At 28.1% G+C, this 23478-nt stretch carries 20 protein-coding genes and 1 riboswitch; of the genes, 12 read left to right on the top strand and 8 right to left on the bottom strand.

Features of this window, described 5'->3' with window-relative positions; all coding sequences use genetic code 11:
* Position 1 precedes the first annotated feature (1 nt).
* The 3 genes from ABDZ71_RS12880 to ABDZ71_RS12870 all read left to right on the top strand — a co-directional run bounded on the left by ABDZ71_RS12880 (position 2) and on the right by ABDZ71_RS12870 (position 3006).
* The gene (locus tag ABDZ71_RS12880; protein WP_343762069.1) at positions 2-1462 is read left to right on the top strand and encodes a sensor histidine kinase; all 1461 of its coding nucleotides are present in this window, start codon (positions 2-4) and stop codon (positions 1460-1462) included.
* A 133-nt stretch (positions 1463-1595) separates the two neighbouring features.
* Positions 1596-2342 carry a Bax inhibitor-1/YccA family membrane protein gene (locus ABDZ71_RS12875; RefSeq protein WP_343762068.1) on the top strand — a complete coding sequence of 249 codons (747 nt, stop codon included), beginning with the start codon at positions 1596-1598 and terminating at the stop codon, positions 2340-2342.
* Positions 2335-3006 (top strand): GNAT family N-acetyltransferase, encoded by a 672-nt coding sequence (locus ABDZ71_RS12870; protein WP_343762067.1) that lies wholly within the window; start codon positions 2335-2337, stop codon positions 3004-3006. Before ABDZ71_RS12875 ends, ABDZ71_RS12870 begins: the two co-directional genes overlap by 8 nt.
* Before the next feature lie 196 nt (positions 3007-3202).
* Here the strand turns inward: ABDZ71_RS12870 and xdhC are convergent, their stop codons facing one another.
* The 6 genes from xdhC to ABDZ71_RS12840 all read right to left on the bottom strand — a co-directional run bounded on the left by xdhC (position 3203) and on the right by ABDZ71_RS12840 (position 10156).
* Entirely contained in the window at positions 3203-3679 is a 477-nt protein-coding gene (xdhC, locus tag ABDZ71_RS12865; RefSeq protein WP_343762066.1) for a xanthine dehydrogenase subunit XdhC, read from the bottom strand.
* Between the two features lie 28 nt (positions 3680-3707).
* A complete protein-coding gene (gene xdhB, locus ABDZ71_RS12860) occupies positions 3708-4592 on the bottom strand; it encodes a xanthine dehydrogenase FAD-binding subunit XdhB (protein WP_343762065.1) in 885 nt (294 codons plus the stop codon).
* A gap of 12 nt (positions 4593-4604) precedes the next feature.
* Entirely contained in the window at positions 4605-6902 is a 2298-nt protein-coding gene (gene xdhA / locus ABDZ71_RS12855) for a xanthine dehydrogenase molybdenum-binding subunit XdhA (protein ID WP_343762064.1), read from the bottom strand.
* A 57-nt stretch (positions 6903-6959) separates the two neighbouring features.
* On the bottom strand, positions 6960-7256 hold the full coding sequence (locus ABDZ71_RS12850) for a hypothetical protein (RefSeq protein WP_343762063.1): 297 nt from the start codon (positions 7254-7256) through the stop codon (positions 6960-6962).
* Between the two features lie 26 nt (positions 7257-7282).
* Positions 7283-7579, bottom strand: coding sequence for a PQ-loop domain-containing transporter (locus ABDZ71_RS12845; protein WP_343762062.1), 297 nt, complete (start codon positions 7577-7579; stop codon positions 7283-7285).
* Between the two features lie 801 nt (positions 7580-8380).
* Complete coding sequence (locus ABDZ71_RS12840) at positions 8381-10156, bottom strand: multicopper oxidase family protein (protein ID WP_343762061.1); 1776 nt, start codon at positions 10154-10156, stop codon at positions 8381-8383.
* Positions 10157-10236: 80 nt separating this feature from the next.
* Here ABDZ71_RS12840 and ABDZ71_RS12835 point away from each other — a divergent pair, with 80 nt between their 5' ends.
* The 5 genes from ABDZ71_RS12835 to ABDZ71_RS12815 all read left to right on the top strand — a co-directional run bounded on the left by ABDZ71_RS12835 (position 10237) and on the right by ABDZ71_RS12815 (position 15174).
* A complete protein-coding gene (locus tag ABDZ71_RS12835; protein ID WP_343762440.1) occupies positions 10237-10497 on the top strand; it encodes a PD-(D/E)XK nuclease domain-containing protein in 261 nt (86 codons plus the stop codon).
* Between the two features lie 317 nt (positions 10498-10814).
* The gene (locus ABDZ71_RS12830; protein ID WP_343762060.1) at positions 10815-11645 is read left to right on the top strand and encodes a GNAT family N-acetyltransferase; all 831 of its coding nucleotides are present in this window, start codon (positions 10815-10817) and stop codon (positions 11643-11645) included.
* A gap of 228 nt (positions 11646-11873) precedes the next feature.
* Positions 11874-12425 carry a TetR/AcrR family transcriptional regulator gene (locus ABDZ71_RS12825; protein WP_343762059.1) on the top strand — a complete coding sequence of 184 codons (552 nt, stop codon included), beginning with the start codon at positions 11874-11876 and terminating at the stop codon, positions 12423-12425.
* A gap of 155 nt (positions 12426-12580) precedes the next feature.
* Positions 12581-13942 carry an NAD(P)H-dependent oxidoreductase gene (locus ABDZ71_RS12820; RefSeq protein WP_343762057.1) on the top strand — a complete coding sequence of 454 codons (1362 nt, stop codon included), beginning with the start codon at positions 12581-12583 and terminating at the stop codon, positions 13940-13942.
* A gap of 266 nt (positions 13943-14208) precedes the next feature.
* Positions 14209-15174: a ketopantoate reductase family protein gene (locus tag ABDZ71_RS12815; RefSeq protein WP_343762056.1), complete on the top strand. Its 966-nt coding sequence runs from the start codon at positions 14209-14211 to the stop codon at positions 15172-15174.
* Positions 15175-15415: 241 nt separating this feature from the next.
* Here the strand turns inward: ABDZ71_RS12815 and ABDZ71_RS12810 are convergent, their stop codons facing one another.
* On the bottom strand, positions 15416-15928 hold the full coding sequence (locus ABDZ71_RS12810) for a DUF3189 family protein (protein WP_343762055.1): 513 nt from the start codon (positions 15926-15928) through the stop codon (positions 15416-15418).
* Entirely contained in the window at positions 15929-16693 is a 765-nt protein-coding gene (locus tag ABDZ71_RS12805; RefSeq protein WP_343762054.1) for a PHP domain-containing protein, read from the bottom strand. It lies immediately after the preceding gene.
* A gap of 306 nt (positions 16694-16999) precedes the next feature.
* Positions 17000-17101, top strand: a riboswitch (purine riboswitch).
* Between the two features lie 77 nt (positions 17102-17178).
* Between ABDZ71_RS12805 and ade the strand changes: the two genes are divergently transcribed.
* The 4 genes from ade (at position 17179) to ABDZ71_RS12785 (ending at position 23432) form a co-directional block, all read left to right on the top strand.
* Positions 17179-18972, top strand: coding sequence for an adenine deaminase (gene ade, locus ABDZ71_RS12800; RefSeq protein WP_343762053.1), 1794 nt, complete (start codon positions 17179-17181; stop codon positions 18970-18972).
* Positions 18973-19321: 349 nt separating this feature from the next.
* A complete protein-coding gene (locus tag ABDZ71_RS12795; protein ID WP_343762052.1) occupies positions 19322-20650 on the top strand; it encodes an acetyl-CoA hydrolase/transferase family protein in 1329 nt (442 codons plus the stop codon).
* A 25-nt stretch (positions 20651-20675) separates the two neighbouring features.
* Positions 20676-21938 carry an MFS transporter gene (locus tag ABDZ71_RS12790; protein ID WP_343762051.1) on the top strand — a complete coding sequence of 421 codons (1263 nt, stop codon included), beginning with the start codon at positions 20676-20678 and terminating at the stop codon, positions 21936-21938.
* Positions 21939-22043: 105 nt separating this feature from the next.
* A complete protein-coding gene (locus ABDZ71_RS12785) occupies positions 22044-23432 on the top strand; it encodes a sigma-54 interaction domain-containing protein (protein ID WP_343762050.1) in 1389 nt (462 codons plus the stop codon).
* Positions 23433-23478 lie beyond the last annotated feature (46 nt).

Below are 23478 nucleotides of genomic sequence, written 5' to 3'. Positions count from 1 at the left end.
TATGCGAAAATATTTGCAATCAACCTATGAAAAAGTTCCTGAGTGCATAATAAATGGACAATATTCAAAATTGGAAAGTGAAAATATTCTTGGGAAAGAAGGATTTTTTGAAGTTATAGATGATAATAATAATGTTATTTATCCTAAGGTGAAATCCAGACAAATTAGGTTTTCTACTGATAAAATAGATTTAATTCCAAAAGAAGATAATCGTCCAATTATTACAAAAGAGGTTTATAGAGAATTTGATTCAAAAAAGTATACTGAACTTACTTTTGAATATTATCAAAAGTTAAAAAAGACTTATCAGACAATTGTAGTTGTGGATGAGAATTTTAACTTGGTCTTTTCCGATGTTTCGAAAATGAGGAAGAAATTTTCAAAAGAAGAATTTGATTTATTAAGAGGGGTTTATGATGATACGTATGAAGTATCTAAATTATTATTTACTAATAATGAAGGCAAATCTTATTCAATTATTTTCTTTAGAGAATATAATCCAATGAATATGATATCTAAATCCTTTGAAGGTACTTTAGTATATTGTTTAGTTATATTTATAATTTTATTTATAGTTTATGCTCTTATTTATTTAATAAATTTAGATAAAAAAGTAAAAGTACCACTGAATTTATTAGGGGTTGCAATTGAAAGGTTTTCTCTTGGAGAAAAAGAGAAATTAATAAGTTATAAAGGTCCCTATGAATTTGAAAATGTATGTAAAAATTTCAATGATATGGCGGTAAAGTTAAATGAAGCTGAACAAATGCGATATGAAGCTGAAGAAGAAAAGAGAAAGATAATTGCAGATATTTCCCATGATTTGAAAACACCAATCACTGTTATTCAGGGATTCGCAAAGGTACTTATGGATGGGAAAATTGAAGATAATGAAAAGAAAAAATATTTGGAGCGTATATATATAAAATCTAATTCCATGGCAGAATTGATTAATGCTTTCAGTGAATATAGTAAACTTGATCGTCCAGATTTTAGATTGGAAAGTAAGAAAAGCAATATTAGTGAATTTGTTAGAAAATATTTTATTGATAAATATAGTGAATTAGAATTATTAGGGTATAAGTTAGATATAAATATTCCTGAATATGAAATTTATTGTGATTTTGATAATTTTCAAATGAAACGAGTATTCAATAATATTATTTCAAATACCATGAAATACGCACCTAAGGGAACTATAATTTCATTTTCAGTAGAAGAAACAGAAGAGAATGTACGTTTATTGTTAGGTGATAATGGTCCTGGAATTCCTGAAGAATTGGAAAAAACAATTTTTGAACCTTTTTCTGTTGGAAATAAATCTAGAACTACCGGTAATGGATCTGGACTTGGTATGGCTATTGTATATAAAATAATTAAAGCCCATGGTGGTGTGATTAAACTTACTTCGGATAAGAATAAAAAAATATCTGTTTTATATGAAATAGAATTACCTAAATAATTAATAATAGTTTTAAACCTCACAGTTTTTGAATTGTGAGGTTTTTTAATGTCAAAAAATCTTGATGTTGTATTAACGTTAAATATATTTAGGTTTTTTATAATGATTACATAATTAAGTAGGAGGTGAAAAGATGGAAAGAGAATTAACAAATCCCTATATTAATAAAGTTTCTAATGAATTAGATGTATTTGATGGAAAAGCCTGTAGTTATGGTGGAATAATTAGCAAAATTATATATTTTTTCTTAATAACATTTTTAGGGGTTGGGTCATATTTATTTATTCCAATACCTAAAAAATATATAAGTTTTGTTTTAATTGTAGCCGTAGCAATAATTATAATCGTTCCATTTTTAAGTTATCTAATACTTAAAGCTACTTTAATATTTGGATCGATATTTTGTTTAGCAGAAGGATATATTGTTGGTTATTTTTGTGTGAAGTTTTCAAAATTATATAATGCAATTGTTCCATTAGCAATTATTATTACATTTAGTGTAGTTTTAGTTATGCTTGTGCTTTATGGAACAAAAATCATTAAAGTGAATCAAAAGTTTAGAGCTATCATAAGTGCATTGCTTTTAACTTCTGTTGTCTTTAGAGGAATAATATTTATGAGTTCTTTTTTTACTGAGGCATTAACGTCAGTGTTTAACGATGGTGGTTTAGTTGGCATAGGAATAGCAATTATAATATTGATGATAGCAGTGCTTAATTTAGTAGTGGATTTTGATAATATTGCAAAAGGTGTTAAAGATGGTTTTGCAAAAAGATATGAATGGATTCTAGCTTTTGGAATTGTAACATCAATCATATTTATCTTTTTAAGAGTATTAAAATTTTTGGCACAGTTAATTGGAGATGATGATGATGAGTAATAATGAAGTTAAAAAGGATTATAGATTTGTAAATTATGAGTCAAAATATTTAAAGAGTTGTGGTCATTTGGTTCAAGAAAGTTGGAATCTTCATAAAAGTTATAAGAATTTCAAAAAAATTGATAGCGTGTATGAATTATATATAAGAGATTGTGTTGATTATAGTGAATATACGGAACTGATTGTTGATGGAGAGGATATTGTTTATGGAATTATGTTTGGAAGTATTGAAAATAGAAACATCACTCAATATACTGATTTAAGCATAAAAAGAATAAAAACGGCACTGTGGCGTGCAGTTAGAGTGTTTAGGGGAGATTTTGGTACAATAAGTACTGCTATGAATGTTTATAAAAGACAAAAAGAAGATGATAAGTTAGGTGAAGCTTATTCAGATAATTTTAGTAGTGAAGTTAATCTTTTTATTGTAAGTAAGAGACTTCGTGGAAAAGGATATGGCTATAAATTAATGAATAGATATATAGAATTTTGTCTCAATAATGATTTAGAAAATGTGTTCCTTTGGACTGACTTAGGATGTACATATTCATTTTATGAGAGATTTGGTTTTGAACTTTATAGTACTTTTCATAGTGACACTCTTACTGATGGAAATATAAATGAAGCAAATGGAATGATCTATTCTTATAAAGTAAAAAAATAAAATAATAAAAAAGATGTTAAAGCTTTATTTAATATAAAATCTTAGTTTTTTCGTAATAAAACTCCTTTTATAGTAAGCAGTTTTATTATTTTCACTGCCTACTATAAAAGGAGAATATCAAATTAAGGAGTACTTTTGTTTTTCAGTATTTTTATTAGAAAGTATATGCTTGATTTATTTTAATATAAAAAATTCATTATTTATTCCTTTGAGAGAGCGCTTTCTTAGTAGCTTTAAATATTTTATTATATCCAGTACATCTACATAAGTGCCCGGATATTTCTCTTTTTATTTCTTCATCAGTATAATCCTTTCCACTATCAACTAAGGCTGTTGTTGTTAAAACTAAACCAGGAGTACAAAAACCGCATTGTACTGCACCTTCATCTATAAAGGCCTTTTGAACATTTGAAAGCTTTCCATTTTTCCCTACACCTTCAATAGTTTTAATCTTTTTACCATCAGCCCAAACTGCTAAATAAATACATGAAGTTGTTGGAACACCATCAATTAAAACAGTACAGGCACCACATTCCCCTACATGACATCCTTGTTTAACACCTGTTAAATGAAGTTTACTTCTTAATACTTCTGATAAAGATTGTCTAATATCTATTTCTATTTCATATTCTTTATCATTAACTGTAAGGTTTATTTTCTTTTTTAGTCCCATATAGTCACCATACCTTTCACCTATAACACTATTTTATATTTCCATGGTTTTCAGCTCTTTCAACAGATTCTTCAAGTGCTCTATAAGTTAATTCTTCTATTAAATTTTCTTTAAATTCCTTTGATGCATTCCAAAAATCTATTGCTTTTGAAGATTTTAAAGCTAAATTTCCGATTAGTTTCATATTTTCATCAGTGATGTCCATATGTTTTCCTTTAGATTCAGCTATTTCACATCTTATAGGAGTAGGACCTGCAACACCTAAAGCGATTCTTAAATCTTTAAACTTTTTATTTTTAACTTCTACAAGGACAGCAACTCCCATTAAAGCTATATCCATTGCATTTCTATTGGCAAATTTAATATAAGTTCCATATTTATTTTCATAATCTTTTTTTTCAATAATTATGCTAATTAATAGCTCATCTTTTTTTATATTAACTTCTCCGGGACCTTTATAAAAGTCTTTTATTTTAACTATTCTTTCATCAGTTTTAGATTTGAGTTTTAATTTACTATTTAGTGAAAATAAAGTGGGGGCGCTATCTCCAGATACAGCGCCATTACAAATGTTTCCACCGATAGTTGCCATATTTCTAATTTGAGGTCCTCCCATAGAAACTGCTGCTTGGGATAATATAGAAATGTTTTTATTTATTATTTCATTTCTAAATATTTCTGCAAATGTTGTCATAGCACCTATTTCTATTGATCCATCTTTTAAGATTTTTATTTTATTTAAACCATCTATATTTCTAATACTTATTAAGTTTAAAGAATTTAATATTTCTTCACGTAGTTTTACAAGTACATCTGTTCCACCAGCTATAACTGTTAAGTTATCACGTACAGATAACATTTCTAGAGCTTCTTCTAAGGTTTTAGGTTCTAAAATTTCATTTATATCATACATAATATTTTCCTCCTATATAAGTCCAACTTCTTTAAATTTTTCAAAAACAGATTGTGGATCCATGGGTAATTTATTAAATGCTACTCCTGTTGCATTTAATACTGCATTACGTATAGCTGGTGCTGGGGAAATTGTTGTGTTTTCACCTAAAGATTTTTGTCCATAACTAGATGTTGGATCGTAAGTGTCTACAAATTCAGAATTTATCTTTGGAGTGTCCATAATGGTTGGAATTTTGTAATGGAGAAGATTATTGTTTATTACAGCCCCTGTTTTTTCATCTATTATGAATTTTTCTGATAATGCAAATCCTAAAGCCATGCTAACACCACCATCAACTTGGCCTTCTGCTAATTTTTTATTTAAAATCTTCCCTGAGTCATGAATATTATAAATATCTAAAACTTTAATTTTTCCTGTTCGTATATCTACTTCAACTTCTACAAATGTTGCACCATAAGCTATGGCATTATTTTTAACTTTTACAGTTAGATCACTTGTTATAGGAGCATATTTTTCTTTATCATAGTATGCTTCCATTGCAATTTCTTTTAAAGTATAAATTTCTCTTTTGATTCCTTTTTCTATTATTTTTCCATCTTTAATATCTAAAAGTTCTCTATCTAATCCGCATTTATCGCTAGCGATTTCTAATACTTTTCTTTTTACTTCTGTGGCAGCTTTTTTTACCGCTTGACCTGCTATAAAAGATTGTCTTGATGCATAAGCTCCAGAATCAAAAGGAGTAACATCTGTATCTTGGTTTGAAACTAGAGTTACCATATCAAAAGGTATTCCTATAGTTTCAGCAGCCATTTGACTAAGGACTGTATCACTACCTTGGCCTATTTCTGTGGCGCCTACTTGAACTTGAACTGAACCATCTTGGTTCATTACTATTCTTGTTCCAGCAGCTTCAAGTGATACTGGCCAAGTTCCTGAAAAATAGCTAAAGCATGCCATTCCTACACCTTTTCTTATAGGTCCCTTTTGATTTTTATATAAATTTCTTTTTCTATCCCAATCTATTAATTTTCTACCTCTCTTTAAACATTCTGGTAATCCAAATGTTCTAACAACAAGGTTTGATGCTTTATCTATATGACCTTCCTTTATAAAATTATTTAATCTAAAATCTATAGGATCTATATTTAAATCGGTACATACATCTTCAACCATACATTCTATGACAAAACATATTTGTGGGATACCATATGCTCTCATTGCACCTGCAACTGGGAGATTCGTGTATATAGTTTTTGGCCTGTATTTTTCTGCTTTTATATCATAAAGTGGTCTTATTTTACTTCCTGCACTCATAGCAATTGAATGTCCATGGGATGCATAGGCTCCATTATTTACTAAATTTTCTATATCATAACCTTCTATTTTATTATCTTTTGATAGAGCTAATTTAATGTTTACTCTCATTGCATGCCTTGTTCTACTTGCAATTATAGCTTCCTCTCTACTTAATTGTAATCTTACAGGTCTTCCATTAACAGCAAGACACATTGCAGCTGTAAGAGGCTCAATTACAGCATCTTGTTTTCCACCAAAACCTCCACCAACATAAGGTTTTATTACTCTTATTTTTCCAATAGGTAAATTACAGGCTTGTGAAACTATTCTTCGTACAATATGTGGTATTTGTGTTGATGTTATAATAACTAGTCTATCTTTCTCATCAATCTTTGCTATAGTATTATGAGTTTCCATTTGACAATGTTGCACTATTTGAGTTTCATATTGATTTTTATAAATTTTATCTGCATTTTCAAATACTTTTTCTGGGTCTCCTACTGTTATACCAAAATCACTAATAATATTATTAGGTCTTTCTTTATGAATAATAGGAGCACCTTCTTTTATTGCTTCTTCTTGATCTGTTACAAAAGGTAAAACTTCATAATCTATTTTTATTAATTTTAATGCTTTTTTAGCTATAAGTTCATCTGTTGCAACAACTGCAGCAACTGCATCTCCTACAAAACGTGCTTTATCTGTAAGAAGGGAGTAATCTTCTATGTCTCTATGACTAGGATCTAGTGAATAGGGATGTCCTGCTGTAGGAAATTTTGTATTTGGTACAGTTTTATATGTTAAGACTGCTTCAACACCTTCTAATTTTTCAGCTTCCTTGGTATCTATATTTTTTATTTTTGCATGGGCATAGGGACTTCTTAAAACCATTCCTACAAGTAAATCAGGCTCAAAATAATCTGAACAATATTTAGCTTTTCCTGTAACCTTAGCTACTGCATCTACTCTGTTTATACCTTTTCCAATTAAAGTATAAGAATCTTCCATGTATAAGTTCCCCCTTTAGCATTTGAATTTTTATTATATCTACTTAAAATTATTATTTTATAAGGTATTTTTCTCTTTTTTTTCTATTTGATATTTATTAGACAAAATTAAAACTATTAATGCTAAAACTGCATTTAACCATTGAGTTATTTGAATAAATATATTAACTTTATTTATGGTTAAGTTTATGCCTATACAGGCTATTCCAATGGTTAATATAGTCCAGTATTTTAGATTTATACCTTCTGAATTTTTGAACTTTAACAATTTGTATATTTGTGGAAAAAAAGAGTATATTAAAGAAGAACTTCCTAAAATTTGAGCAATGTTACCCCAAAAATGCAAATCAGACATAATTAACATCTCCTACATCAAATTTATTAAAATTCTTTATGCTTTTTTCCTTTTATACTAAAATGAATTATTAATATGGTAGTAAAAATAGCAAATATAACATTTATAGATTGAATAATTAATTGCACTTTTGGTATATTGCATATAAATTGATTTACACATATGCAAGATATGCCAAAAGTCATTATTACCCAATATTGTATACTATTATTTCCTGAACTTTTAGTTTTAAATATAGTATAGATTTGTGGTAAAAAAGAGGATAATACTAAAATTCCTCCTATAACGTTTACTATTGTCCCAAATTTTATTAAACCGCTCATAGCACCCTTGAGTATAAAAATTAAAATCTATATATTGTTTGAAGTTATAGTTTTAATTTTTAAAACAAGTCCCTCCCTTCTTTATTAAATTTTAAATTCTTTTTTAATATTTATAACCAAGTTACTTAGTCTGTGGCATTTTATAATCCCCCTTATAATTAATTGAAATATTTACTAAATATTTCAACATATTTTATATATGCATAAATTATACCAAAAAATGGTAGAGAAATAATGAGTTTTACCCATATAATGGTAGGTTTTTTCTGCTTTTTTACCTTAAAATATGTTTATTTTTTATAAAGTAATATTAATTTATCAAAATGATAAATTAGCTTTATCATTTTGATATAAAATTTAAATTTTTATTATTAAAAAAATGGTGAATTTTTTATAGGATAATTACTTTGAAAGTTAGTGATTTGAATAAATAAAACCTTTATTTAATAATTTTAGATTTAATTTTTAGATGGATGTTAAATTATTGAGTTTTATCAATTTGATAAAAACTTACTTGATTTTGTTTTTAAAAAGTATATTTAATATCTTTTTTAAAATTTTTTAAGAAAAAAACAGTAATTATTGAATTAATAGTGGTATATTTATATTTTTGAAATAAGATATACTAGAAATTAATTTAAAATATAAAAGCTGCCTTAAAATAGATTTAAGATAAAACTTTACTATTTTAAGGCAGTTTATTTATTTTATAAATTATAAATAATGATATAGTAGCGTGGTATTGTTTATTAAGATTTTTATAATTTATTATTATTTATTGGTAAATTATAAGATATAATATTATTTTTCACAAGACTTAGTTATTATCTGCATAGGTCTCATCATTTCATTATCTTCATGATCTAATAGGTGACAATGCCATACATAACCTGGAAAACTACTAGGATCAAATGGAAATAGATTTTCTCCAAGTTTTACATTTTTAGGATTCGTTATACTTGGAAACATTGGTACAATAATTCTAGTAACTTGGCCAGGATAAGCTATAACAGTATCTTTCCATCCACGTTCTGAAGGAGTAGGTTTAGAAGGATCACCTATTAAATAAGTGTCTGGATCTATTATTTTTGTAGGCTCTTTTAATGGGGAAGGTCCATTTATAGCATTAAAATCCTGTGCATATAATTCAGAATTTATATCTTGTCTATTTAATACTTGAAAATCTATAAGGTGTATATGAATAGGATGAGGTCCACCGGTGATATTTACTATTTCCCACACTTGAGTAGAACCAACTATTGGTTTTTCAGATACAGGAGCGCCCCACACTTGACCATTTAATAAAAGTGCTTCAAGTCCACCTTCATTTCTTGCTGAATTTAAAATAACAACTCTTTTTGATACATTTTGCTGTAATTTTGGAATATTGTTTAATTTGCAAGGCAATTTTAATGGATCACAATTATATTTATATTTTTCTAGTTTAAATTGCATTACTTGGCCAGTGGTTTCTTTATCTGTTGGAGAATTTTTATTTACATTTAATAATAATACTTTTTCATCTTTAAATGTAGAAAAATCTATTATGATATCTATCCTTTCTGCTGGAGACAAAGTTATCTCATCTGTATATATAGGAGTTTCAACGTATCCAGAATCAGTACCTATTATTATAAAATCTTCGTTATTAGATAGTTTAAAAGTATAAAATCTAGAGTTTGAGCTATTTACTATTCTAAATCTATAAGGTCTTTTTTTAACATTTAAATTTGGCCAAACTTTACCATTAACTACATTAGTATTTCCGAAAAATGAAGGCCTCCAATAAGGATGAGTGTCTGGGTTTATTCCATTAGATGGGAAGTATAAACTACCATCTTCATTAAAAGATTTATCTTGTATTACAAGGGGAATATCATATTTACCTTGAGGTAGTGGAGAACATATTTTACAATCTAATACATTGCAAGGATCTTTTATTATATAAGGTCCTGTTAATCCAGCATAAACATTTAATCTAGTAATTCCTAGTGTATGATCATGATAAAATAAATTTGATGATTGCTGTTTATTTAAATATCTATAAACATTAGTTTCATAAGAAGGCCCTTTTATACCATTGAAGGTAAACCAAGAATCAGGAAATCCATCATATTTAGGTTCACTTTCTCCTCCATGAAGGTGTGTAACTGTAGGAACTGGAAACTGTGCTTCAGGAAATCCAGGAGGAAACGGTGGCCAAGGTTTTTCTGGTACTACAAAATTATTTGGGTTTGCCCAGTGGAGAGTTGGATCTACAGGTAGTATATGAGGGGTATCTATTTTATTTACCCACTTAACAGATATAGGTTCATTTGTGTTGGTTATAAAGGTAGAGCCAGGAGTAGAGGCTACATATTTTTCTTTATTATCATCACAATAAACTGTTCCGCCATACCCATATGCTGTAGTTCTAGGATAACCTTCTGGTAACATTTGTGTTTCTATTTGTAATATATCTATTTTATAATTTGGTATACATCTATGTGTTTCACAATCATATTTATATATTGGTTTAAAAACTGGTAGTATAGTTAAATCAGAAGTATATTTTGGTATTGTTTTAGAATCAATCAAAAAATCATCTCCTTTTGACTGATATAATATATGATTCATCTGCTGTTAAAGTGATAATATTTATATATAGAATATGATGGATAGTTATAAAATCCAATAGAGAAACTGGTAAAGGCAGAAGTGATATTATAATAAGATATCCCAATAGGCGTGGTGTAGCAATTATTATAGAATTAAAAGTAGCTAAAAACATAAGGGAATTAGAGCAAAAATGTGAGGAAGCATTAAATCAAATAGAAGATAAACGATATGATAAATCTTTGATAGATGAAGGATATACAAATATATTAAAATATGGAATAACATTTTATAAAAAGGATTGTATGATTAAAAAACTTTAATTTTAACCAAAGTTTAAGATAGCATTAATATGTTATGTAATTTTATAAATGATATTTTTCTTTATTATAAGAAATAAGTACATTAGAGAAGCTAATTATTAAATGAAATAAAAGGAATGTCGCTAACATTAGCGGCGTTTTTTTAGTGGAAATTAATTAAAGTAAAAGATTGATTTTTACAAAATATAGTTAAAAATTATAATGGTATAAGGTATAATATAGATTGATTCCAGACTTTAACAATTATAAAAAAATTTAAAAAAGCCAGAGGAGTTATTTCTTTAAATAAAAAATTGTAATAAAAGAGGGGATAGGTAATGTATAGGGTAAAGATTGTTGACATTAAAGAACTAGAAAAAATGATGAAGTCTTATTATGAGTCTTTAATTGCACCAATGGATGATTATTGGGAAGGATCAGTATTGGCTAAATGCAAATATTATTTATTATTAGGTGAAAATAGTGGAGAAAATAATATTGAAGATGATGTAGTTATAGGATTTTTTGCTATAGGAGAGGATAGTGGGTTGTATCAGTTTTATTTAGAGGAAGAATATCTTTATAATTCTGAAGATATATTTAAGTTTGTGGTTGATGAAATGAAAATTTCTAAGGCTTGTGTAGCAACTTATGATACTAGATTTTTAGTTTTATGTATGGATTATATAAAAGATATGAAAGTATCTTGTTATTTATATACTGAATGTAAAAAAGTTGATCCAGAAAAACCTATAGAAAATATAAATATTAGACTTGCAACATTAGATGATTTAGAAGAAATTATAAATTTTTCTTTTTATAGTTTAGATGGTGTTAATGAAATTTGGTTAAAAGATTATTTAACTAAATGGATTAATAAAAAAGGAATATATTTGTTTATAGATGGAACAAATATTATTGGAACAGGTGAATTGAGAATTAACTATAGATATAAAAATACTGCTTATTTAGGTATAATTGTATCTAAAAATCATAGAGGTATAGGAATGGGGAAATATATTACGTCTTATTTAAGAAAAACTGCTGATGAAAAAAATCTTACAGCAGTACTTGCAGCAGACGTAAATAACACATCTTCCAATAAAATGATAAAAAATAGTGGATTTTATTGTTATCATCGAATTATGGAAGTAACATTTAAAAAATAAATTAGTATTTTTAGTGAAGTTAGTAGTTTTTCTAAAAATAAATTTTTTATTGTTTAGGAAAGTATAATTTTTTAATAAGGTATTACTTTTTTATTTTATAAAAATTTTAAAATGTTATTTAAAAAAATATAATTATGAAAAATGGAAAATTGACAAAATAATAAAAGAATTATAAAATAACAAGTGTTACATAACGCTTGTTATTTTTGTTTAAAGGAGAAAAGAAAAATGCCACCTAAAATACTAGTAAACAGAGAAAATATAAAAGAAGAAGCATTTAAAATTATAAAGACATCTGGGATAGAAAATTTAACAGCAAGAAATATTGCTAAAAATTTAAAGTGTTCTACACAACCTATATATAGAGCATATGAAAATATGGATGCTTTAAAGAAAGAACTTTTTACTGATATTAGACAGTATTTTTTAAAATATATTAATAGTTATGAAAAGGTTGAGAATAAATTTTTAAATAAAGGTCTTGGATATATTGATTTTGCTAAAAATGAGCCTAATCTATTTAAGGCATTATACCTAACAGAAAACTTAGATATTGATTTTAATAAAGAGGATACAATTGATTTAAGTGAAGGAATAGATCAGATGAAAAACATGACAATATTCAGTCACTTAAGTGAAACAGAGCTTAAAGATATTATGATTAAATTATGGATATTTACTCATGGGTTAGCTACTATGGTTATGTCACCAAGTTTAAATATTACTGATGAAAAAATTATAGAAATGTTAACTGAAGTTCTTATAAAATTATGCAAATAAAGAGCAGTAGGATTATTAAAAATGTAAATATAGAAGGATGAATAGATTGTAATAATAACTGGAATAAAGATAAAGGATAATTGAGTTTTTAAGGTTTAAGTACAATTAATTCAGTAAAAATATATACATAAATTAGGTATTATAAGGAGGATCCTATGAAAGTATTAGTTTTAAATGGTAGCCCAAAAGGAAAGTATAGTGTAACATTGCAGTCAGTTTTATATATAAAGAAGCATTTTAAAGATGATGAATTTGAAATATTAAACATTGGACAACAAATTAGAAAATATGAACAAAAAGGTGAGTGTGATAAAGTTATTGAAAAAATAAAGAAATCAGACTTAGTGTTATTTTCTTATCCAGTATATACATTTATAGCTCCTTCTCAATTACATCGTTTTGTTGAAGTTTTAAAAGAAAGATTAGATCACAATGAAATAGCTGGAAAGTTTATGACACAGCTTACTACCTCCAAGCATTTTTATGATGTTACTGCTCATAAATATATTGAAGATAATTCTCATGACATGGGTTTAGGTGTTATTAAAGGTTTGTCAGCAGATATGGATGATTTATTATCTCCTGAAGGTAGAACGGATTTGATGAATTTTTGGAAATATGTAAAGTTTTCAGTAAAAAATAATTGCTTTGATAGTAGAGAAGCTACAAAGACCTATGAGAGAATTATATATAAAGCTCCTTCTTGTGATTCTAAAAAATCAGAAGAATATGATACAGTGATTGTAACTAATTGTGAAGATAGGGATGAGAATCTTAAAAATATGATTGAAGGATTTAAAAAATATTATCCATATAAAACAAGAGAAATCAACATATTAGATTTTAAATTTGCTGGAGGGTGCCTAGGATGTTTTAACTGTGCCTCTGATGGTAAGTGCATATATAAAGATGGTTTTGATAGTTTTCTTCGTGAAAAGATACAAAGTGCTGATGCTATTATTTATGCAGCTTCTATTAAAGATCATTCTTTAGGAGCATCTTTTAAAAGATACGATGATCGTCAGTTTTGTAATGGACATAGAGCGGTAACAATGGGTATGCCAGCAGGATATATTTTAAGTGGAGATTATTCAAAAGAAAGTAATTTAAAGACCATAGTAGAAGGAAGATGTGAAGTAGGTCATAATTTTCTAACGGGAGTAGCTACAGATGAAATTCAAACCAAAGAAGGCATTTCAGAAAACCTAAATAAACTAGCAAAGACAACTTCTTATGCTCTTGAAAATAAGTTAGTTATGCCACAAAATTTCTTAGGTGTTGGTGGCACTAAGATATTTAGAGATTTAATCTATCTTATGCGTGGATTAATGAAAGAAGATCACCGTTTCTATAAAAAACACGGAATTTATGATTTTCCACAAAAGAAAATAGGTACTAGACTTAAGATAGATTTACTTGGAATGCTCATGTCTATACCCGCAGTTAAGAAGAATGCAAAAGGAAAAATGAATGAAGCAATGATAAAACCGTATAAAAAAGCTTTACTAAAAGATTAAAAATATAAAATGCATTGGCAAATAAGATAAAAATTATTGAGCCAATGCATTTTGTTTTATGTTTAGAAATTATATGATTATTAATGAATAAATTGACAAAAAAGTAATATAAGCGTATTATGCGTTGTAGTAAATTTATACTGTAAGTTAGATATAGGGGTTAGAATGTGACATAAAATAGAAAAGTTAAATTTAATAGTAAAAATATTTAAAGCTTATTTAGAAACACTAGATGTTGAAAGTTAAAAAGGAGCTGTATATTACATATGAAAATTCTTATTATAGGTACAGGAGTTATTGGAAGCGTTTATGGATGGCAATTATTTGAATCAGGTAATGACATTACACATTTTGTTCGTAAAGGTAAAAAAGAAATAATTGAAAAACAAGGTATTAGTATTAGGTGTCTAGATAAGAGACGTGGACAAGAAGATCATAAAGAAGTAGTGTATAAACCTAAAATTGTTGAGGATATAAATAAAGATGAAAATTATGAGCTTATTATTGTTCCTGTAAAAGCTAATCAACTAAATTCAATATTGCCAACTATTTCAAAAATAAATGATAAATCGGATATATTAATTTTACAGAATCTATGGATTGATAATATTAAAGAAATTGAATCCTATTTAATAGATTCAAAAGTTTTTTTTGGTCAACCACATATTATGGGAGGGGGAAAAGATGAAGAAGCTATTTACTGTACAATATTTGGAGTGAAAAACGCACCTACAATGCTTGGCCAAAAAGATGGAAAAATAACAGATAGACTTCTAAATGTGGCAGAAGTGATGGATGAAGCAGGACTTAATCCAAAGATTTCAAAGAATATACTTACTTGGTTGTATACACATTATGCAGAAAGTGTGGGGCTTCTTGCAGGTGTTATGAAAGCTGGTTCAGGAGAAATTTATGTAAAAAAGGATGATTTTATAAAATTATCAATACTTATTGTAAGAGAAGGGTATAAAGTTTGTAGGGCAGTTGGTATACCAGTATGGAAGGCATTTCCCCAAGTTTTTTATTATTTACCAACATGTTTATTGCTAAAGACATTGAAGAAAATGTTTAGTTCTAAAGAAACTCAACTAATGATAAAAGGTCATATATCACATTCGCCAGACGAGATGAAGGAGATGTTTTATAAAATTCTAAGTAAGGGACAAGAACTTAATATATCAATGCCTAATTACACAAATGTAAAAAAATATATAGATGAATTTTCTGTATAGTAGAATTATATAATATGATAGAACTATTTTAGGTGTAGGTGGTTCAGAATTTGTTTATAAAAAGTATGTAGATTAAATAAGTATAGGTCATTTCAATTTAAATAACTTTAAAGTAACAATAGATTCTTATTTAATATTCACCTATGTAATACCAGTTTAACTCAACCTGTAATGGGCAAAAAAAGGGGCAAATTTGTTTTGCCACCTTATTTATAGATGTAACCCATATAATAGTTAAAAATCATTTTTTCTTAAATTCATTGTTATCTAAAATAATAACTCCAGACGTATCTTCCTTTGCTGCCTTCTTTGTGTGATTTACCAGTTTTATAATGTTCTTGTATGATTGTTTTGCTCCTTTCACAAGCAAGGGCACTCCTATAAAATCAAGTTTTAGCCATCTAGAAAACATTCCACCTAAAGTCATTGGTAATGGAACAGTTGGTGACGTATTGGAAAATATAATTTTCTCATTTAATACATTTTGTTTGTGAAACATAGTAGCTAAATTAAATAATCCTGGTATTAAAACTTTTGAACGTCCCCTGCCTACAGCATAGACTTGATTTCCATCTTCATCACTTCCATAATAAAAAAGTTCTCCACGATTTCCATATATTAACTTATTAAAGTTAGGTAATTTTAATATTTCATCTTTGGTCGGTTCCCTGGTTTCATCTAACATTTTTAAGTGATAAGCAACTCCTAAAATAGATGAGTGGGTACCTCCATAACAATTATATATGTATATCATTTAAATCACCTGCTTTCTTAATAATTTCATTGAGCTATGTGCACTTCCATTAGCATTAACAATATCATCATCTGTAAGGCCTGCTTCAACTGCAATATCATAAGCTTTACCAAAACACCCTACATCCTTCGATTTATGTGCATCACTTCCTAATGAAAATTTAACACCCATACTCTTCATCTTTTTTATTGTTTCAATATCCATATTCCTATGACTTCTGTTAATTTCCAAAGCAGTATTTCTTTCAACAGCAACCTTTCCAATTTCGATAATATCTGGATTAACATGCTCTAAAGGATGATTAAGTATTGTAATGTCATATTTTTTAATAGCATTGATTGCACCTTCTGTATAATTTCTCAACAAGAATGGATTTTGTAGTGATCCAGGATGATAACCTACACAAATTATGTCCAGGTAATCAAGTATTTCATCTTTAATATCTATATCACCTTTTTTAGTAATAATATTACATTCTACGCCAAGTAGAATCTTAAAGTTATTCTTTTTCAATAATGAACTCTTATTATAATCATCAATTTCTTTACGTATTTTTTTATATTGATTTAGTTTCATGCCGAAGATAACATGCTTATAACCATGGTCTGTTATGGCAATTTCTTTTAATCCTCTTTTTATTCCAGCTTTAACATTTGATTCAATACTTCCTTTTGCATGTGCCCCAAAAATAATATTAAATAAGGGAATATGCCCCTTTGCAATATTAGTATGAGTATGATAGTCTGCGATAACCTTAAAACTCATTTTATCACCTCCATGGTTTTATATCTTTTAATTAGATGCTTCATTATTAAATTGAAAAGCTTCTTGTATTACATATGTAAATTCCCTATGGCATGTTTATCATACATTTTTATTTTGCCTATATTACTGAATAATACTCATTATCTTTGCATATTTCTTAATTAATGGTTTTCTAATAACAATATAAGGAATAATTAAAGGTATAGTAAATAAAATGAACAGATTAATTTATTTGGTTGTTTATTATTAAATTAATTTTTAATATGTTGTAATATATCGCTTTATGTTGAAAAAAGTTTCATAAAATGATAATATTAGAAATACACTCTTATAATTCCAAGAATATGGCTAGGAAGTTTCTACCGGATAACCGTAAATTATTCGACTAAGAATTTGTCAAATAACACTATTTCAATATATTTATAGTGTGTCAAATCCTTTAGTAAAAGAGTGTTTATAACATTATTACAAGGAGGATTTATTAAATGAATAAAAGATATAAGCTAAGTGAAGTAACAAAAGAATTGGTAGCTGTTGCACAAGGAATAAAGAAAGCAGAGACAGTTATTAAAAATGGTAATTTAATCAACGTAAATACTGGAGAAATTTTAGAAAATATAGATGTAGCTATTACTCATGGCAGAATTGCCTTAGTAGGTGATGCAGAGCATACCATTGGTGAAAATACACAAGTTATTGATGCCAATGGTCTTTATATTGCTCCTGGATTTATGGATGGCCACATTCATGTTGAAAGTAGCATGCTTTCTGTAAAAGAATATGCTAAAGCTGTTATTCCTCATGGAACAACTGCAATATATATGGATCCTCATGAGATAGGAAATGTACTTGGTATGAAAGGAATTAAGCTTATGATTGAAGATGGACAAGACGTTCCTCTTAGAGTATATACTGCTATGCCATCTTGTGTTCCTGCTACTCCAGGTTTTGAGGATAATGGTGCTGCTATAAATGCAGAAGATATCTCAGAATCTATGAAATGGGATAGTGTGGCTGGTTTAGGTGAGATGATGAATTTCCCTGGCGTATTAAGTGGAGATAGTTCTATTCATGATGAACTTATGGAAACTTTAGATGCTAATAAAACGATTACTGGTCATTATTCTATTCCTGAGACAAAAATGGGGTTAAATGGATATATAGCATCAGGTGTACGTTGTTGTCATGAATCAGTAAGAAAAGAAGATGCTCTCGCTAAAATGCGTTTAGGTATGTATGTTCAGTTAAGAGAAGGTTCTGCATGGCATGATGTAAAAGAAACTGTACGTAGTATTACCGAAAATCATATTGATACTAGATTTGCAACTCTTGTAAGTGATGATACTCATCCAGAAACACTTATTAAAAAAGGTCATTTAGATCATATTGTAAAACGTGCCATTGAAGAAGGTGTTGACCCAATTACAGCAATTCAAATGGTTACAATTAATGTAGCTGATTGTTTTAATATGAATCGTGATCTTGGAAGTGTATCTCCAGGGAAATGGGCAGATATTGTATTACTTAAAGATTTAGCTAGAGTACAGGTTGATAAAGTGCTTATCAATGGAGAACTTGTTTCTGATAAGCAAAAATTGTGTGTAGACATTGTAAAAACACCTTATCCTGATTTTGCTAAAAATACAATGAATGTGGGTAGAGCATTAAATGAACAAGACTTTCATGTAGCTACGCCAGATGATAAAAAAGACAAGGCATTTGTTCGTGTAATGGAAATCATAGAAGCAAAAGTAGGAACTTATTCAAGAAAAGCTTATCTTCCTATTAAAGATGGTCTTGTACAAAATGATTTATCTAAAGATGTTATTAAAGCTGCTGTTATTGAAAGACATAATGCGACAGGTACAATGGGAAAAGGATATGTATCAGGTTTTGGATTAAAACAAGGAGCAGTAGCTTCTACTGTTGCACATGATAGTCATAACTTACTTATTGTTGGAACAAATGATGCTGACATGGCATTAGCAGGCAATACATTATCTGAAGTAGGTGGCGGTATGGTTGCTGTGAAAGATGGTAAAGTAATTGCATTGAATCCATTACCAATTGCAGGCTTAATGTCTGAAGAAGACGCTCAAGTTGTTGCAGGAAATGTAAAGAGACTAGATGAAGCATGGAAAACATTAGGATGTGATATTGAATCTCCTTTTATGACTATGGCTCTTATATCACTTGCTGTACTTCCAGAACTTCGTTTAACAAATAGAGGACTTTTCGATACTGTGAATTTTAAAAAAGTCAGTATTTTTGCAGAATAGATTGAAAATTTTATATTAGTAGATGAAATCTTAAAATGTGTATCAATAAGAAACAATACATGTATCTAATTGATATACTACATATATATGGATATTTAAGGATAGTGCATATATATTTGAATTTAGTTGTATATTATTGGTACAATTTTATAATTATATAGTTATATAAAAAGCGGTAAGAGCCTTTAATTAAAGGCTTTTACCGCTTTTTTTATATGTTGGCAAGATTATTGCTTTATATGTAAATATAACAAATATTATATTAATTAGGTTTGGGGAGAGCACATTAAAAAATATATTAAAACTATTCAGTTTGAATGATATAAAAATAAATAAGGAGGATATATAAATGACAGATTATATAAGTATTTATAAGGATAAGGTTAAAAGTGTAGAGGAAGCACTAAAAAAGATAAGAGATAATGATGTTATCTTTGTAGCTCAAGCTGGGGCGGAACCTATGCCATTGTTAGAAAAGCTTCACTTATTAAAAGATTATGGAACAAAGAATGTGGAAGTACAAAATTGTTTACCTATAGGAAATTATGAATTTATAAATAATCCTGCATATAAAGAAAATATATTTACACATGGTTGGTTTTTTACTTCAGCTTTAAGAAAAGCTCAGAGAAATGGTAATGCTACTTTTACTCCACAGCATGCTCATATAGCTGTATGGAAGAAATTATCATCTATAAAAGAAAGAAGAAAAATAGTGTTTTGTACATGTTCACCTATGGATAAGCATGGGTATTTATCTTTATCTATTAGTAACATTTATGAAAAGGAACTTATAGATAATGGGGCTTTGATTTTTTGTGAAGTAAATTCTAACTATCCAAGAACTTTTGGAGATAATTTAGTTAGTGTAAAAGATATAGATGTAATAGTTGAAAGTGATAGAAAAGTTCCAGAAGTAAATTTAGTACCTTATACTAAGGTTGATAAAAAAATAGGAAGTTATATAGCTGATTTAGTAGAGGATGGTTCAACTATACAACTTGGTATTGGTAATATCCCTAATGCAGTAGCGGCAGAATTAAGAAATAAAAAACATTTAGGAATTCATACAGAGATGTTTACAGAATCTATGGTAGACCTTATTGAATGTGGAGCTGTAGATAATTCTCAAAAGGGATTTTTTGATGAAAGATCTGTATGTGCTTTTGCTTTTGGAAGTAGGAAACTTTATGATTTTTTAGATGATAATCCAAGTGTATTATTTAAAGCAGGTTCTTGGGTAAATGATCCTTATGTAATAGGACATAACAACAAATTTATATCTATAAATGCATCTTTAGAGATAGATTTAACAGGGCAATGTTGTTCTGAATCTATAGGTAATGTTCAATATACAGGTACTGGAGGTCAAGCAGATACAGTAATAGGTTCTCAAAGGTCAAAAGGAGGCAAATCTATTATAGCTATGCATTCTACTGCACAAATTAAGGATAAAAATGGGAATAGAAAAACCATCTCAAAGATTGTTCCATTTTTGAAACAAGGATCTATAGTGAGCTTATCAAGAAATGATTTAGATTATGTAGTTACTGAAAACGGAGTAGCTTATCTTAGAGGATTATCTGTTAAAGATAGAGTGGAGGCGCTTATAAGTATAGCTCATCCGGATTTTAGAGAAGAGTTGAGATTTCAGGCAAAGAAAAACTATATTTGGTAGTTATTAAATGGTAGGAGGGGTTACTATGAAAAATAAAGGGAAACTTTTTTATGGTTGGTGGATTGTATTAGTAGCTTTTCTTTCTGTAGGTATAACCTATGGAACTAAAGGAGCTTTTGGGGTTATTCAATTATCTATGTTAAAAGATTTAGGATGGGGAAGAGCTGAAGTTGCAGGAGCTTTGTCTGCTAATATGTTTATATATGCTTTAGTAGTACCTTTTGCAGGGAAACTTATGGATAAGATAGGAGTCAAAAATATTTTAGTAGTAGGAGCAGCTTTAACAGGCCTTTCTTATTATTTACTAACTATAATTCAAACACCTATACAATTTTATTTATGTTATGGAATATTATTAGGAGTTGCAGGAACTTGTATGGGGATGGTACCAGGACCTACAGCTGTAGGAAGATGGTTTGTAAAGAAAAGAGGAAGAGCATTGTCATTAGCTTTAGTAGCATCTCCTTTAGGATCAGCTGTATTTACTGTATTATCTAAAGATTGGTTGAATAGTTTAGGTTGGAGAGGAACTTTTAAGATTATGGCTATATTAGCTTGGGTTCTTGTAATAATACCAGCTGTATTATTAATGAAAAATACACCAGAAGATATTGGATTATATCCAGATGGAGATGAAGTAGCTCCTGTAAACGATTCGGGAAATAATATTAGTTATGAAGATGAAGAGGAGTGGACTTTAGTAAAATTATTTAAATCACCTAAAGCTTGGGCTTTATTTTTAGGATATTTCTTTATGGCAGGTAATGGATGGGCACAATCTGTACATCAAGTTCCTCATCTTATAAACAATGGATTAACTAGTGAAAGTGCTACAAATGCTTTAGCAGCTAATATGTTTTTAAATGTCATTTCTATGTTAATGTGGCCAGCTATTTCTGATTATATAGAAAGAAAAAAGGCTGTTATTATAGCATTAGTTTTGCAGATAGTAGGTGGATTTTTATTAATAAATGCCAGTTCCATTAGAATGACATATATGTTTGTTATAATAGCAGGACTATCTTATATGGGATGTTATGGATTGTTTAGTGCTTTAGCTGCAGATATTTTTGGAAGAAAGAGTCTTGGAACTGTAAATGGAGTTATGGCTACTTTTGGTTCTTTAGGTGGTGCAGTGGCTATATATTTAGGAGGATATGTTTATGATATAACCAATAGTTATAATACTATATGGTATGCAGGAATTATAGGATTAATTTTAGCAATAGTAGCTACTTTATATTTAGGTAAATCATCTATTAAGAAGAATATAGATGTGGCAAGATAATTTTATAAAGTATATAAAAGTAAGAACAAAATTAAATGTTTGTTCTTACTTTTTTTGCTATATTTAGTATAATTAGTATAGTGGAGAGCAAAGGAGGTTCATATTATGGATAACTTTATAGGTTCTAAAGAATTTTTAGATTTTTGCCATAAAACTTTTGATAATATGCCTGTAACTATAGATTTTTTAGATGAAAAAGGGAGAATGCTTTATATTAACAATGCTTTTGCTGACTTTTTACAAATACCTCAAGAAGAAATGGTAGGTGAAATAGTTACAGATATTAATCCTACTTCAAAATTTTTAGAAACTTTAAAAAAGGGAGATGCAGATATAGCCATAGCTCATAAATTTCCTAATGGTAAGAAGGCTATTGTTCATAGAATTCCTATATTTAATAATAAAGGACAAGTAGTTGGTGGATTTGGGATGATAGTTTTTGGTGAGATTGAAGAAGTAAAAAAGCTAGTAGAAAAGTTTGATGTTGTAAACAGGGAACTTAGTTTATATAAAAATTATGTTAATAAGTTTAATATAGCTAAATATCATGTTAGTGACATAATTGGAGAAAGTTATAGGATTAAAAAGTCTAAAGAGCAAGTTAAAAAATTTTCAAAAGTAGATCTTAATGTTTTAGTTTCAGGAGAAAGTGGAGTGGGAAAAGAACTATTTATACATGCCATACAAAATGAAAGTAAAAGAAAAAATCAACCATTTGTAACTATAAACTGTTCTGCTATACCAGAGAATCTAATAGAAGCAGAATTGTTTGGTTATGAAAAAGGAGCTTTTACAGGGGCTAAAAAGAATGGGAATATAGGAAAATTTGAACTTGCTAATAAAGGGAGTATTTTTCTTGATGAAATTGGAGAGATGCCTTTATACATGCAATCTAAACTTTTAAGAGTTATTCAAGAAAAAGAAATAGTACGAGTAGGAGGAAATAAAAATATACCTATAGATGTAAGAATATTTAGTGCTACTAACAGAAATCTTAAAAATATGGTAGCAGAAGGTGAATTTAGAGATGATTTATATTATAGACTTAATGTACTATCCTTAGAAGTACCTCCCTTAAGAGAAAGAAAAGAAGATATTACTATGTTAACAAAAAGATTTTTAAGAGAGTTTTATAAAAAATCTGGAATTTTTAGAGAGCTTTCAGTTAAAGCTATGGAGGATTTTGTTAATTATAAATGGCCTGGTAATGTAAGAGAATTGAGAAATATTATAGGTAAAATATGTGTGAATTCAGAAGAACGAATAATAGAAGAAAAAGATTTACCAGATTATATTTATAAATCAAATTATATGAAAGAATATGATATAGAAAATATAGGATTAGAAAAATATTTGAATTCTTTAGAAAAAGATATCCTAAAGGACACCTTAGAAAAATATAATAACAATAAATCTTTAGTAGCCAGAAAATTAAAAATGCCAAGAATAAGTTTGTATAGAAAGTTAGAAAAATATAATCTTAACCATAAGTAATTATATTGTTTTTATTTAGTTTTTTTATATTAAAATGGAATTAAAA

This window comes from Clostridium oceanicum, from assembly GCF_039521385.1.
Classification (GTDB): Bacteria; Bacillota; Clostridia; order Clostridiales; family Clostridiaceae; genus Clostridium_F; species Clostridium_F oceanicum.
This window is presented reverse-complemented; position numbering and strand designations above follow the sequence as displayed.